The organism is Streptomyces sp. MS191, assembly GCF_008042125.1.
Classification (GTDB): domain Bacteria; phylum Actinomycetota; class Actinomycetes; order Streptomycetales; family Streptomycetaceae; genus Streptomyces.
Genome location: NZ_RDBI01000057.1, coordinates 159,274 through 172,566, shown reverse-complemented (window position 1 = coordinate 172,566; position 13,293 = coordinate 159,274). Strand labels below are relative to the sequence as shown.

Annotated in this window: 13 protein-coding genes; 6 read left to right on the top strand and 7 right to left on the bottom strand. The window is 73.0% G+C overall.

What is annotated here, in order from left to right:
- The first annotated feature begins 230 nt into the window (after positions 1-230).
- On the top strand, positions 231-1,118 hold the full coding sequence (locus EAO71_RS25790; protein WP_147980199.1) for an SDR family oxidoreductase: 888 nt from the start codon (positions 231-233) through the stop codon (positions 1,116-1,118).
- 141 nt (positions 1,119-1,259) lie between these two features.
- Here EAO71_RS25790 and EAO71_RS25785 read toward each other — a convergent pair whose 3' ends face one another.
- From EAO71_RS25785 to EAO71_RS25770, 4 genes are all read right to left on the bottom strand, one after another.
- Positions 1,260-1,718, bottom strand: a complete 459-nt coding sequence (locus EAO71_RS25785; RefSeq protein ID WP_147980198.1) for a MaoC family dehydratase — start codon at positions 1,716-1,718, stop codon at positions 1,260-1,262.
- A gap of 61 nt (positions 1,719-1,779) precedes the next feature.
- Complete coding sequence (locus EAO71_RS25780) at positions 1,780-3,324, bottom strand: acyl-CoA synthetase (protein WP_147980197.1); 1,545 nt, start codon at positions 3,322-3,324, stop codon at positions 1,780-1,782.
- Positions 3,325-3,335: 11 nt separating this feature from the next.
- Positions 3,336-4,235 carry an amidohydrolase family protein gene (locus tag EAO71_RS25775; protein WP_147980196.1) on the bottom strand — a complete coding sequence of 300 codons (900 nt, stop codon included), beginning with the start codon at positions 4,233-4,235 and terminating at the stop codon, positions 3,336-3,338.
- A gap of 1 nt (position 4,236) precedes the next feature.
- Entirely contained in the window at positions 4,237-5,148 is a 912-nt protein-coding gene (locus EAO71_RS25770) for an SDR family oxidoreductase (RefSeq protein ID WP_147980195.1), read from the bottom strand.
- Positions 5,149-5,357: 209 nt separating this feature from the next.
- Between EAO71_RS25770 and EAO71_RS25765 the strand changes: the two genes are divergently transcribed.
- Positions 5,358-5,771, top strand: coding sequence for a MarR family winged helix-turn-helix transcriptional regulator (locus EAO71_RS25765; RefSeq protein ID WP_261992351.1), 414 nt, complete (start codon positions 5,358-5,360; stop codon positions 5,769-5,771).
- A gap of 71 nt (positions 5,772-5,842) precedes the next feature.
- Here the strand turns inward: EAO71_RS25765 and EAO71_RS25760 are convergent, their stop codons facing one another.
- A complete protein-coding gene (locus tag EAO71_RS25760; RefSeq protein WP_147980193.1) occupies positions 5,843-6,304 on the bottom strand; it encodes a DUF3237 domain-containing protein in 462 nt (153 codons plus the stop codon).
- A 358-nt stretch (positions 6,305-6,662) separates the two neighbouring features.
- Between EAO71_RS25760 and EAO71_RS25755 the strand changes: the two genes are divergently transcribed.
- The 4 genes from EAO71_RS25755 (at position 6,663) to EAO71_RS25740 (ending at position 11,911) form a co-directional block, all read left to right on the top strand.
- Positions 6,663-8,309, top strand: coding sequence for an ABC transporter substrate-binding protein (locus EAO71_RS25755; RefSeq protein WP_147980192.1), 1,647 nt, complete (start codon positions 6,663-6,665; stop codon positions 8,307-8,309).
- Positions 8,310-8,362: 53 nt separating this feature from the next.
- Entirely contained in the window at positions 8,363-9,811 is a 1,449-nt protein-coding gene (locus EAO71_RS25750) for an amidase (protein WP_147980191.1), read from the top strand.
- 106 nt (positions 9,812-9,917) lie between these two features.
- Entirely contained in the window at positions 9,918-10,262 is a 345-nt protein-coding gene (locus EAO71_RS25745; RefSeq protein WP_147980190.1) for a hypothetical protein, read from the top strand.
- Complete coding sequence (locus EAO71_RS25740; protein WP_147980189.1) at positions 10,259-11,911, top strand: sodium/solute symporter; 1,653 nt, start codon at positions 10,259-10,261, stop codon at positions 11,909-11,911. Before EAO71_RS25745 ends, EAO71_RS25740 begins: the two co-directional genes overlap by 4 nt.
- 346 nt (positions 11,912-12,257) lie before the next feature.
- Here the strand turns inward: EAO71_RS25740 and EAO71_RS25735 are convergent, their stop codons facing one another.
- Together EAO71_RS25735 and EAO71_RS25730 are read right to left on the bottom strand one after the other, a co-directional pair.
- Positions 12,258-13,046 carry an ABC transporter ATP-binding protein gene (locus tag EAO71_RS25735; protein ID WP_147980188.1) on the bottom strand — a complete coding sequence of 263 codons (789 nt, stop codon included), beginning with the start codon at positions 13,044-13,046 and terminating at the stop codon, positions 12,258-12,260.
- On the bottom strand, positions 13,039-13,293 hold a 255-nt coding region (locus tag EAO71_RS25730; protein ID WP_410094005.1), incomplete at its 5' end, for an oligopeptide/dipeptide ABC transporter ATP-binding protein. The genes EAO71_RS25730 and EAO71_RS25735, both read right to left, overlap by 8 nt.

Here is a 13,293-nt window from a genome sequence, read left to right as displayed (position 1 = left end):
CGGGGGCGGGGATCAACGCCTGCCCGGCCGGACTGCCCGCAGGCACCCGCAGGCATCCGCGGGCGTCCGCGGGCACCCGCGGGCACCCGCGGGCGTCCGCGGGCAGTGCCCTTCCATGATCGCCGTCGATGCCGTCGATGCCGTCGTCCGGCTCCGCCCGCGGTCTCGTGAGCGGCGTCGCCCGGAGGCCCGTGGTGGACTGAAGACCGCGGCCGCCGAAGGGAGACGCCATGGACGAGCGGGTACTGCGCGGCCGGGTCGCCGTCGTGACGGGCGCGGCGCGGGGTGTGGGGGCCGCGCTGGCGCGGGAGCTGGCCGGGCAGGGGATGCGTGTGGCCCTGCTGGGCAGGGAGTGCGCGACCCTGCGCGCGGTGGCCCGCACCCTGCCGGGAGAGGCGCGCTGCTACGCGGTGGACGTCACCGACAAGGCGGGCATGACCCGGGTGGCCGAGCAGGTGGCGGACGAGATGGGGCCGGCCTCCGTCGTCGTCGCGAACGCGGGTATCGCCGCGACGGGTCCGTTCGCCACCGCCGATCCGGACCTGTGGGAACGCGTCGTGAACGTCAACCTGCTCGGCAGCGCCACCACGGCGCGGGCCTTCCTGCCCCAGCTCGCCCGGACCCACGGGTACTTCCTCCAGATCGCCAGCACCGCGGCCTTCGGCGCGGCACCGATGATGAGCGCGTACTGCGCCTCGAAGGCAGGTGCGGAGTCGTTCGCCCAGTCGCTCCGGGCGGAGGTCGCGCCCCGGCGGATCGGCGTCGGCATCGCGTACCTGCACTGGACCGGTACGGCGATGACCCAGGACATCGACGAGCATCCGGTGCTGCTGGCGCTGCGCGCCCACCAGCCGCGGTTCGCCGGGCGGGTGCACGAAGCCGAACAGGTCGCCCGCTGGCTGCGCCGGGGCGTCGAGCGACGCGCGACCAGCGTCTACTGCCCTCCCTGGCTCCGGCTCATGCAACCCCTGCGCCCCCTCTTCCCGTTCGTCGTCGCCCGCGTCGCCCGCCGTGCCCTGGCGGACGTCGACACGACCGCGCTCGAACGGTCGGCAGGGGTCCTCGGCGCAGGAGGCGCCGCCGACTGGCAGCGTGGGCGAGTACCGCCCACGCCGTGACCGGCGGCGCGCCGCGCGGGGGCACGGCGTGCCCGGACGGCGGTCCGCCGGTCCGCCGCACGGCGCCGGTGTCCGGCCCGGTCCAGCCCGGCCAGGCCCTGCCCGGCCAGGCCCTGCCCGGCCAGGTCCGGCCCGCCCCGGTCAGGCGTAGTGGCGGTAGACCGCCTCGGCGACGCAGGCCGGCTTCTCGCTGCCCTCGACCTCGACCGTGAACGTCAGTGGCATCTGCACGCCGTTGCCCTTGACCTCCTCCACGGCGCCGACGACGCCGTGCAGGCGGAGCTTCGCGCCGACGGGGACGGGGCTGGGGAAACGGACCTTGTCCAGGCCGTAGTTGACGCTCATCCTGGTGCCGGTGATGCCGAGCAGCTCACCGAAGAGCGGGATGACGAGGGAGAGCGTCAGGTAGCCGTGGGCGATGGGGCCGCCGAACGGCCCGTCCTCGGCCTTCTTCGGGTCCGTGTGGATCCACTGGTGGTCGTCGGTGGCGTCGGCGAAGGTGTTCACCCGGTCCTGAGTGATCTCGAGCCATTCGGTGCGGCCGAGGTCGGCTCCGCTGAGGGCCTTGAGTTCGTCGAGGCCGTTGGCGATGGTGGGCATGGAGGGTCCTTTCGATGGCGAAGGCGAGGGTGGGCCCGGCCTTCGGGAGCGCTGCGGTCTGTCACGGGTGGGGGCGATCGGCGGGACCGAGCCCGTAGGTGTCGCGCACGGCGGGCTTGACGATCTTCCCGGAGGCGGTGCGCGGCAGGCCGTCCGCGAGGACGACGGACTTGGGGATCTTGTACTTGGCGAGGCGTCCGTGCAGGTGGCCGAGGATGTCCTCCTCGGCCGCGCGGGTGCCGGGCTCGAGGACGACGACGGCGCGGCCGACCTCGCCCCAGAGCGGGTCGGGGATGCCGATGACCGCGCATTCGGCGACGGCGGGGTGGCCGAGGAGCGCGTCCTCGACCTCGGCCGGATAGACGTTCTCGCCGCCGGAGACGAACATGTCCTTGACCCGGTCGACGATGTAGGCGTAGCCGTCGGCGTCGGTCCGGGCGATGTCGCCGGTGCGCAGCCAGTCCCCGTCCGTGAAGGCGGCCGCGGTGTCCTCGGGCCGGCCCCAGTAGCCCGTCATGACGTGGGGGCCCTGGACGAGGACCTCGCCGCGTTCGCCGGGTGCGGTGTCGCTGCCGTCGGGCAGGACGAGCCGGGTGTCGGTGAAGAAGTGGGGTACTCCGGCCGAGCCGGCCTTGGCCGCGGCCTGCTCCCGGTCGAGGAAGAGGACACCGGGTGACGCCTCGGTCATGCCGTACCCCTGGCTGAAGGCGAGTCCGCGGTCGAGGTACGCGGCGATGGTGCGGGCCGGGACCGGTGCGCCGCCGCAGTTGAGGGTGCGCAGGCTGGAGAGGTCCGCGCTCGCCCAGCGGGGCCGGGCGGCCATCGCGTCGTACATCGTGGGGACGCCGAACATGTAGGTGACGGCGCGGTGTTCGATGGTGTCGAGGACGCGGTCCGCGTCGAAGGCCGCGAGCAGGACCACCCGGCCGCCCTTGAGGAGGGTGGGCAGGCAGGTCATGTTGAGGCCGGCGGTGTGGAACAGGGGGGCCACGACCAGGGTGACCTCGTCCGCGCTGAGGTCGGTGTCGACGAGGACGTTGACGCTGTTCCAGGTGATGTTGGCGTGGGAGAGGACGGCTCCCTTGGGGCGGCCCGTGGTCCCGGAGGTGTACATGATCATGCAGGGGTCGTCCTGTGCCACGGGCTCGTCCAGCGGGCCGGTTCCGGCGCCGGCGAGGAGGTCCTCGTAACCGAGTGCGCCGTCGTCGGGGGCGGCGAGCGTGATCCGGTGGGACACTCCCGCCTCGGCCGCCGCGGCGCGTGCCGCCTCCGCCTGCTCGGGTGCGTGGACGAGGACGGTGCTGCCGGAGTCGGCGAGGTTGTGGGCCAGTTCCGGTGCGGCGAGGCGGGTGTTGAGCGGGACGAAGACCGCGCCGAGCGTTCCGGCGGCGAACAGCGTCTCCAGGAAGGCCGGGTGGTTGGGCCCCAGGTAGGCGATCCGGTCGCCGCTCGTCACGCCCAGGGCCCGCAGGCCGTGGGCGAGGCGCTGGACCCGCCCGTGGAGTGCACGGTAGGTCAGGGTGCGGTCCTCGTGGACGACGGCGATCCGGTCGGGCGTCCTGCGGGCCCGGCGGGCCGGCCAGGAGCCGATGCCTTGGTTCAACACGAGCGGCTCCTTCAGTCGGTGGACAGGCCGAGCAGACGGGCGGCGTTCTCCTTGAGGATCTTCGGCCGGACCTCGGGCTTGATGTCGAGCTGCTCGAAGTCGGCGAGCCACCGGTCGGGGGTGATGACCGGGTAGTCGGAGCCGAACAGGACCTTGTCCTTCAGCAGCGTGTTCGCGTAGCGCACGAGCTGCGGCGGGAAGTACTTCGGGGACCAGCCGGACAGGTCGATGTACACGTGCGGCTTGTGGGTGGCCACCGCCAGCGCCTCGTCCTGCCAGGGGAAGGAGGGGTGGGCGAGGATGATCCGAAGCTCGGGGAAGTCGACGGCGACGTCGTCGACCAGCATCGGGTTCGAGTACTTCAGCCGGATGCCGCCTCCGCCGGGGACGCCGGCGCCGATGCCGGTCTGGCCCGTGTGGAACAGGGCGGGTACGCCGAGTTCCTCGATGGCCTCGTACAGCGGGTAGGCGAGCCGGTCGTTCGGCGAGAAGGCCTGGATGCTGGGGTGGAACTTGAAGCCGCGCACCCCGTACTCCCCCACCAGGCGCCGCGCCTCGCGCACCCCCGCGCGGCCCTTGTGCGGGTCGACGCCGGCGAACGGGATCAGGACGTCGGCGTGGGCGGCGCAGCTCTCGGCGATCTCCTCGTTGGGGATCCGCGGGTGGCCGGTGGCGTGTTCGGCGTCGACGGTGAAGACGACCGCCGCCATGCGGCGCTCCCGGTAGTGGTCGGCCATCTCGTCGATGGTCGGCTGCCGGTGGCCGTGGGCCTTGAAGTACGCCTCGGAGGCGCCGAACAGCTCCGGGCTCAGGGCCCCGTGGCCGTCCTTGGAGACCTCGGCGTGGGTGTGCATGTCGATGGCGGTCAGCGCGTCGAGGTCGAGCGCGGGCGCGTGGGGGCGGTCGGTCATCTCACGCCTCCGGGGCCTGGGGCGCGGGGATGCCGTAGGTCTCGGGCGCGGCGCCGACGCCGGCCGGCCACTCGGTGGCGATGGCGTCGGCGCTCCAGCCGCCGGCGGCGAACGCGACCGCCTTCTCCTTCGGGTGCGCCCAGAGGGCCAGCCGGTCGCCGCCGATGCCGATGGCCTGTCCGGTCACGCCGTCGGAGGCGTCCGAGGCCAGGAAGGTGATCAGGCCGGCGACGTCCTCGACGGTGCCGAGGCCCTCGTCCTTGCGCAGCCAGGCCGGCAGCGGCTCGCCGGTGCGCTCGGACTCGTCGATGACCGGGGCGAACGCCGGGATGGTCCTGGTCATCTCGGTGGCGGCGACAGGGACGACCGCGTTGACGGTGATGCCGGCGCGGCCGAGCTCCAGGGCCCAGGTACGGGCCATGGCGACGATGCCGGCCTTGGCGGCGGCGTAGTTGGTCTGGCCGAAGTTGCCGCGCTGGCCGGCGGGCGAGGAGATGAGGACGAGCCGGCCTCCGGTGCCCTGTTCGCGCATGCGGACGGCGGCCGCGCGGGCGCAGGTGAAGGTGCCGCGGAGGTGGACGCGGACGACGTCGTCGAAGTCGTCGTCGGTCATCTTCCACAGGACGCGGTCGCGCAGGATGCCGGCGTTGGTAACGAGCACGTCCAGGCGCCCGAACGCCTCCACCGCCGCGTCGACGAGCCGCTGGGCCGCCTCGCTGTCGCCGACGGCCGCGACGACGCCGGTCGCCCGGCCTCCCTCGGAGGTGAGGGAGGCGACGGCGGCGTCGACCGTGTCCTTGTCGACGTCGTTGACGACGACGGCGGCGCCCGCGGCGGCCAGGGCCCGCGCGTAGGCCAGCCCGAGACCGCGGCCGCTGCCGGTGACGACGGCGACCTTGCCCTGAAGATCCATGAGGGGTGCCTCTCGTGAGGGATGGAGGAGGAATGCCGAAAGCGCCGGACCGAACCGGGATCGACAGGATTCCTGATGAACGTCAGTTTGGATAATCAACAGGATTCCTGTCAATGCCCTATCGTGAGGAGGCGTCGCCGGCCCGGTGGCGCCGACCACGGGGGACTTCGCGAGCCGCCCGCGCCGACCACCACCACGGGAGGACGAACGTGAGCACCTCGCTGCTCTACCTGATCAAGCGGACGGAGCTGGCGGTGCGCGCCCGTCTCGAGGAGCTGCTGAAGCCAGCCGGGATCACGGCGCTGCAGTACACCGCCCTGACGGTGCTGGAGCGGCACGACGGCATCTCCGCCGCACAGCTCGCCCGCGACTCCTTCGTCACCGCCCAGTCGATGGCCGACATGATCCGCGCACTGGAGAGCCGTGACCTGATCCACCGCGAGCCGAATCCGGCCAACCGCCGCGAGCGCCTCGTCCTGCTCACCGCCCCGGGGCGGCGACTGCTCGCCGAGTACGCCGAACCGGCCCGCCGTCTCGAGGAACGCATGGTCGCCGACCTGAGCGCCGAGGAGGTCGGCGCCCTGCGGGAAGCCCTGGTGAGGACGTGGCGGTCGCTGTCCTGAGGGTCGCCCCGCCACGCCCCTGACGGGCGCGCCGCGGCCCGCGCGGTGGGCGCGGGCCACGACCCGGGCCGCTACTTGAGCGCGTACATGCGGATCACGACGGCGTCGTCGCCGTCCGGGCGGGCGAGTCCGACGAAGACGGTCTCGGCGAGCCAGCGGTGGGCCGGCGCGTCCGTACGGAAGACCGGCGAGGTGCGGTAGTAGTGCCCGGCCTCGGAGACCTGGACCTCCCCGTCGAACTGGTCCGGGGTGTCGGCCTTGGGCCGGTAGTAGCCGCGGTTGACGATGTCGATCACGGCACCGTCCTCGGCCCGGAGCAGGTAGCGGGCCTCCAGCTCGCACACCTCGCCGCGCGTGCTGCTCCAGTCGCCTCCGCCGGGAAGGACCGTCCCGCGCAGCCGGGGCCCGTCCACGCTGCCCCCGGTGATGGGGGTGAACTCGGTGACCTCTCCGTCGCCGTTGCCGATGTGCAGCGTGCCGGACACTTCGGCCCGGATCTCGAACGCGAAGTCGAGGGCGGGAGTGAAGGACATGGTGGTTCTCCGCTTCTTCGAAAGGGGGCGGCGCGACCGCGCGGCGGGTGGTCCGCCCGCGCCGTACAGGCGGGGACGGGCCGCCGGCCACCCGGAACACGGGCGGGACGGCGTCAGCCGCGTGGCCGCGAGACGTCACCGCCGACCAGGGGGATTCCGGCCCCGGGCCGACTCCGACGGGACGGAAGCCGATCCGCGAGATGGTCACGTCTTGCTCTTGACGTCCTAGCTCACCAGATGCAAGCGTGACATGCAACAACGTTATATGACGTTCGTTTACGACGGCTCGTCGGCGTTCTCACACCCCCCATGTCGAGCGTCCCCTCCCTCTCACTCCTCTCGGCAAGGAGCATCAGCCATGGCTGCGAAGAAATCGGTGCTGACGGTTCTCACGAGCGTGGGGCTGCTGGCCGCCACAGCCTGCAGCGCCTCGTCGACCGGGGACGGCGCACCCCCCGCGTCCGGACGCCTCACCACCACCACGGCGCCCGGAGGCTCGGAGGTGGACCGGGTGGCCTGGGCCCTGCCCTACGGCGAACCGACGACCCTGGACCCCGCCAGGATCGGCGACTACTCCCCCCAGACCGTCGAAGCCAACCTCTGCGACACCCTGACCCGGATGAACGCGGACTTCTCCCTGAGCCCCGGCCTCGCCCGGAAGGTCACCTGGACCAGCGACCGGGCCCTGGTGCTCGACCTTCGCCCGGACGTCACGTTCTGGGACGGCTCGCCCATGACCCCCGAGGACGTGATCCACAGCCTGGAGCGGCAGCGGGACCCGAGGACGCAGGCCCTCTACGGCAACTACCTGACCGCCGTCACCTCGATCGAGGCAACCGGCTCCCACCAGGTGACCCTGCGGACCAAGGGGTACGACCAGACGCTTCCCAAGGCACTGTCCACGTCGTTCGGCGCGGTCAACCGCAAGGCGTACGTCGAGAAGGCGGGCCCCGCCTACGGAACCGCCAAGGGCGGCCTGATGTGTACGGGACCGTTCCGCCTGGGCTCCTGGAAGTCGGGCGGCGGCATCACCCTGGAACGCAACGACCGCTACTGGGACACCCGGCTGAAGCCGAAGGCCAAGCAGGTCGAGTTCCGGTTCATCACCAACAGCAACACGCTGACCAGCGCGCTGCTGTCCGGCGAGGTGGACGGCACCTACGAGCTGCCGCCCGCCGCCGCCACGGCGCTCGGCAAGACCGACAACGGCACGGTGCACCTCGGCCCGTCGACACAGAACGTGCTGCTGATCCCCGCCCACGCCGCGTCTCCGGCCGCCGACCGCAGGCTCCTGGACGCCCTGTCCCTGGTCATCGACCGCGACGCGCTGATCAAGAACGTCTTCGGCGGCGCCGCCACTCCCCTGAAGTCGCTCGTCCCGCCCCTGACCTGGCGCGGCGACAAGGCCGCCGCCCAGTTCGACGCGGCGTACGCGGCACTGCCCGACGTCCCCGAGCCGGACGCCGAGAAGGCGAAGAGGCTGGTCGCACAGGCCCGCCCGGTGTCGCGTCCGCTGGTGGCCGCCATCCCCGCCGGAGACCAGCGCGGACTGCAGGCCCTCACCTTCGTCCAGGCCGCGGCCAAGAAGATCGGCGTCGACATCGAGATCAAGCAGCTCCAGCCCACCGAGATGTCGTCGCTCTTCTACGACCCCTCGGTCCGCAAGGGCCTCGACCTCATCCTCACCTTCGGCTACGTCACGATGCCCGACCCGTCGTCGTACGTGGCCGAGAGCGTCACCCCCCGTGGCATCTTCAACTGGACGGGCTACGACAACCCCGAGGTGACCCGGCTCCTCGACCTGGCCCGTACCTCCTCCGACCCCGCGGCATCGGCCAGGGCCTACGCCGAGGCCCAGGCCCTGTTCACCCCGGACACCCCCGCGGTGTTCCTGGCCACCACGCACGAGCGGATGTTCATGAACAAGCGCATCAGCGGCGCGCCGGCCTCCTTCGCGTACATGGGCATGCCCTGGGCCGCCCACCTCGGCGGGACCGACAAGTGACCGCCACCCCTTCGAACCCAGTGACCGCCACCCCTTCGAACCAGGAGACGACGATGACCGACACCACCGGCGGCACGCCGTTGTGGGACCACTCGGCCGCCGAACTGGCCGCCGGCATCCGCGCGAAGACGTTCTCGGCGACCGAGGTCGCCCAGGCGTTCCTCGCGCGCGTCGAGGAGACCAACCCGGCGCTGAACGCCCTCGTGGACGTCCGGCCGGAGGAGGTCCTGGCCCAGGCCGCCGCCGCCGACGCCACGGTCGCCGCGGGCGGGGACCTGCCCCCGCTGCTCGGCGTCCCGGTGTCCACCAAGATCAACACTTCGCAGCGCGGATACGCCAGCTCGCACGGCGTCGCGGCCTGGGCCGGCGCCGTCGCCCAGGACGACGCGGTCTGTATCGCCGGCCTGCGCGACGCGGGGGCGACCCTGCTGGGCCGGAGCAACAGCCCTGCGTTCGCCGTGCGGTGGTTCACCGGCAACGACCTGCACGGCAGGACGCTCAACCCGTGGAACCCCGGCCACACACCGGGCGGCTCCTCGGGAGGCGCCGCAGCGTCGGTCGCCGCCGGCATGACCCCGATCGCGCAGGGCAACGACATCGGCGGTTCCGTCCGCTTCCCGGCCTACTGCTGCGGCGCCGTCGGCCTGCGTCCCACCATGGGGCTCGTCTCCGGTGTCGAGCCGRGCGGCGCGGAGGAGTTCGACAGCCCGCTGTCCTTCCAGACCATGGCCGTCCACGGGGCCCTGGGCTGGACCGTCGACGACGTCCGGCTCGGCCTGCACGCCATGGTGAGCCCCGACCTGAACGACCCCGTGGGCCTCCCGGTGCGCCCGCCGCTGGGCGAGCCCGGCCGGGTCAGGGTCGCGGTCGTCCGTGACGCCGGAGGAGCCAAGCCGCACCCTGCCGTCGACGCCGCCGTCGACGACGCGGCGCGGTGGCTCCGCGAGGCCGGCCACGAGGTGGAGGAGGTCGAGCTTCCCCTCCTCGGCGAGGCCGCCCGGCTGTGGTCGCTGCTGCTCTACCAGGAGCTGAAGACGATGATGTCCGAGATCGAGCGGTTCGGCGACGACACCGTGCGCGTCTCGCTCGCCGCCTCGTTCGCCGCCGCCGCGGAGATCTGGGGCGAACAGCCCACCCTCACCGACTACATCCGCGGCTACGCCCGCCGCGGCACCCTCGTCAGCCGCCTCCAGCGGTTCCTGGGCCGGGACCGGATCGTACTGACGCCGGTCTGCGCCGAGCCGCCGTTCGAGCAGGACGCCGACCTCGCCGGCGACGCCCGGGTGCGCGAACTCCTCGCCGCGCAGTGGCCGATGCAGGCGGTCCCCGTGCTCGGTTTCCCCGCCGTCTCCGTGCCCACCGGTCTGCGCGACGGACTGCCCTCCGGCGTGCAGCTGATCGGCGGCCGTTTCCAGGAGGACCTGCTGCTCCACGTCGCCACGGCGATCGAGGCCCGGGCCACCCGGACCCGGCCGACCCTCTCCTGGGCGCGCTCCGGCTGACCGCTCCCTCCCCCAGCCCGTCGACGGCGTGCTCCACCGGTCCCCACGACCACCGGAGCACGCCGTCTCCCTTCCGCCTCACGCCCACTTCCCCGGGAGTCCCACGATGCCCCTGTTCGACCCCGCGCCGCACGGCTCCCCGAGAGTCGTCGTCGCCGAGCATCCGGCCCACGGCCGGCCACGCGGCGCCTCAGGACGCCTCAGACGCCGCCTGGTGACGGTCAACGCCGCGGCGACCGCCCTCGTCGTCCTGCTCACGTACACGCTGGCCGGCCGTGTCGCGACCCCCGTGGCAGGCGCCTACACGCTCGGCATGCTCCTGCTGAGCCTCCAGACGGCCACGATGCTGATCTCCGCCCTGTGGTACGACCGGGCGTGCCGTGACCGGTGCGACGACCCGCACGTCGCCGAGCAGCACGCCGCCGTGCACGGCGGCGGGGAGCGGCGATGAACGAGTTCCGTGTCCTCGCCTCCGGCGGGTCCGGCCTGATCACCCCGTTGACCCTGTTCCTGGCCGTCGTCTGCCTCTGCTTCCTGCTGTGCCTCGTCACGGGCATGGACAGCGACACCTCCGCCGACTTCTACGTCGCCGAACGGTCCCTGCCGGCGCCGCGCAGCGCGCTCGCCCTGATCGGCGACCACATTCCGGTGACCGCCCTGCTGAGCCCCATCGGCACGGTGGCACTGAGCGGCTACGACAGCATGATGCTGGCCGTCAGCGCGTGTGCCGCCCTGCTCGTCCTGCTGGTCCTGGCCGAACCCCTGCGCGACACGGGGCGCTTCACGCTCGGGTCGGTCCTTCGGACCCGGGCGGCGGGCACGGCGCCACGGATCGCGGGCGCAGTGCTCACGCTGGTCGTCTGTGTGCCCCTGATCGTCGTGCAGCTGACGGTCGCGGGAAACGTCACCGCCTACGTCCTCGGCCTCGACGTGGCGGGGACCGCGGAGGTCTGCACGGCGCTCATCGGGCTGCTGATCATCTCCTTCGCCGCCTTCGGCGGCATGCGGGGCACCAGCGCGATCCAGGCCGGCAAGGCACTGCTGCTCTTCGGCGTGGTGATCGCCCTGACCGTCGTGGCCGTCGGCCGCTTCGACGGGGACTTCGGCGGGATGCTGACGGCAGCCGCCCTCGGGAGCGGCGGGGCGGAGGTCTTCCACGCCCCCGGCCTGCTGTTCGGGGACACCGTGACGGGCACGGTCGACCTTCTGTCGCTGTGTCTGACCGTCTCGCTCGGCTCGGCGGTGGTGCCCCCGATCCTCCTGCGGATCGGATCCACCCGCGACGGCCGGACCGCCCGCCGCGCGACGAGCCGCGCGGTGGTCATGATCACGCTCTTCCACGGCGCGGTGGTGCTGCTCGGCATCGCCACGGCCGCGGTCGTGGGCGCGCAGACGATCGTCGCCGACGACCCCCGGGGCAACTCCGCGCTGTTCCTGCTGGCCCGGGCCCTGGACGGGGCGGGCGCGGGCGAGGTCCTGTTCACGGTGGCCGCCTGCGCGGTCTTCGTCACGGCCCTGGCCACGGTGGCCGGACTCGCCCTCGCCACCGCGGCGTCGCTGTCGCACGACGTCTACGCCCGGGCCCTGCGCAAGGGGGCCGTGACGGACAAGCAGGAGACGGCGGTGGCCCGTTGGGCGGTCGTGGCCGTCGGGGTGGCGAGCGTGCTCCTGTCCCTGCTGCTGCACTCGTGGAGCATCGTCTTCCTGGCGTCCTTCGCCGCCGCCGTGGCCGCCTCCGTCATCCTTCCCGCACTGGTCTACACGCTCTTCTGGCAGCGCTTCACCCGGCGCGGGATGCTGTGGACGCTCTACGGCTCCCTGGCGTGCTGCCTCCTCCTGCAGCTCTTCGGCCCGACGGTGTCAGGGCGTCCCTTCGCGCTCCTCCCGGAGCACGACTTCCACTGGTTCCCGCTCCAGAACATCGCGCTGGTCACCGTTCCGGTGGGCTTCCTCCTCGGCTGGGCGGGCAGTCGCCTGAGGGCTGTCCCGCCATCCGCGGTGGGTCGGCGCACGGCGTCGGATGCGGTGCATCGCAAGGCGGAGGGTCGTCCTCATACCGGTCGTATTCGGGCGATCCGACAACGCGGCGAGGCGTCGTAGCCGGCGTCGTGCGCCCGCCGGGGATGACGGGACAGCCCTCAGGACCTCGGACGCCGGCTGAACGCGCGCCGGGCACAGCGGCCCGGACCAGGTCGTTCACCGGTATCGACTGACGTCGCGGGGGGGGCATCGTGCCGCGCGGCCGTCCCGGCCGATGCCCCCTGCCTTCCGGGCGCGGCCCGGTCGGGGTCGCGGGACGGGATCGAGAAGACGGCGAGGCCCCGAGCAGCGTGTGCTGCTCGGGGCCTCGCCGTCCGTGCCTCGCGCTGCCCGGTCGAGGTCGGCTGCCCCGTTCCCTCGTCGGGACAGCCGCACCCGCGCCGCGGGCCGCGAGGCGTGCGGGCCGTCAGTCGAGGGCTCTGTCCGCCCTTCTCCGCGGCGTCCAGCCCGGCTTGGGGATCGAGGCGATGAGGCGCTGGGTGTAGGGGTCCTGAGGACGGCCGAGGACGGTGGCGACCGGGCCGTGCTCGACGACCCTGCCCGCCTGCATCACCAGGACGTCGTCGCTGATGTGGCGGACGGCGCCGAGGTCGTGCGTGATGAACAGCAGGGCGGTGCCGGTGTCCGCCCGGATGCGGGTGAGCAGGGCCAGGATCTGTGCCTGGATGGACACGTCCAGGGCCGCGATGGCCTCGTCCAGGATCAGCACCCGTGGTTCGGCGGCCAGGGCGCGGGCGATGGCGACGCGTTGGCGCTGGCCCCCGGAGAGGGCCCTGGGCAGGGAACGTGCCTGCCGGTCGTCCAGCCCCACCAGGTCGAGCAGTTCGGCGACGCGGGCGCGGAGCCGTTCCGCCGGGAGGTGCCGGTGCAGCGCGGCCGCCTCGGCGACGGCGTCGCCGACGCGTTGGCGCCGGTCGAGGGACGAGTAGGGGTCCTGGAACACCATCTGGATCTGCCGGCCGCGGGCGCGGCGTTCGCGTGACCGCGGCCGCCCGGCCCGGCGCCGCTCGCCCGCCACGAGGACGTGTCCGCCGCTCGGTGTCTCGAGTCCGGCGATCATGCGGGCGGTGGTCGTCTTGCCGGATCCGGACTCGCCGACGATCGCGAGGGAGCCCTGCTCCGGGAGTGAGAACGTCACGTCGTCCACGGCGACGAAGTCGCCGAACTGCTTGCGGAGGTTGCGTGTCTCAAGCATGGCCGCCGGCCTCCTCGGGCGAGAGCGTGCGGGGGAAGTGGCAGGCCGCCGAGGCGTCGCCGACGGCGGCCGGTCGCGGCCGTTCGCTGCGGCACAGGTCCTGCACGTGGGGACATCGGGCGCTGAAGGCGCACCCGTCGGGCGCCTCGAAACCGGACAGCGGCCTTCCGGGGATCGAGCGGAGTTCCGCGGAGGCGTCGGCGACCGAGGGCCGGGAGGCGAGCAGGGCGCGCGTGTAGGGATGGGC

What these genes read in the sequence shown, in the direction of transcription:
- EAO71_RS25735 (WP_147980188.1), bottom strand. Translation starts at nt 13,046, where the DNA reads ATGCTTGAGACACGCAACCTCCGCAAGCAGTTCGGCGACTTCGTCGCC.
- EAO71_RS25770 (WP_147980195.1), bottom strand. Translation starts at nt 5,148, where the DNA reads ATGGATCTTCAGGGCAAGGTCGCCGTCGTCACCGGCAGCGGCCGCGGT.
- EAO71_RS25755 (WP_147980192.1), top strand. Translation starts at nt 6,663, where the DNA reads ATGGCTGCGAAGAAATCGGTGCTGACGGTTCTCACGAGCGTGGGGCTG.
- EAO71_RS25790 (WP_147980199.1), top strand. Translation starts at nt 231, where the DNA reads ATGGACGAGCGGGTACTGCGCGGCCGGGTCGCCGTCGTGACGGGCGCG.
- EAO71_RS25785 (WP_147980198.1), bottom strand. Translation starts at nt 1,718, where the DNA reads ATGCCCACCATCGCCAACGGCCTCGACGAACTCAAGGCCCTCAGCGGA.
- EAO71_RS25745 (WP_147980190.1), top strand. Translation starts at nt 9,918, where the DNA reads ATGCCCCTGTTCGACCCCGCGCCGCACGGCTCCCCGAGAGTCGTCGTC.
- EAO71_RS25740 (WP_147980189.1), top strand. Translation starts at nt 10,259, where the DNA reads ATGAACGAGTTCCGTGTCCTCGCCTCCGGCGGGTCCGGCCTGATCACC.
- EAO71_RS25760 (WP_147980193.1), bottom strand. Translation starts at nt 6,304, where the DNA reads ATGTCCTTCACTCCCGCCCTCGACTTCGCGTTCGAGATCCGGGCCGAA.
- EAO71_RS25775 (WP_147980196.1), bottom strand. Translation starts at nt 4,235, where the DNA reads ATGACCGACCGCCCCCACGCGCCCGCGCTCGACCTCGACGCGCTGACC.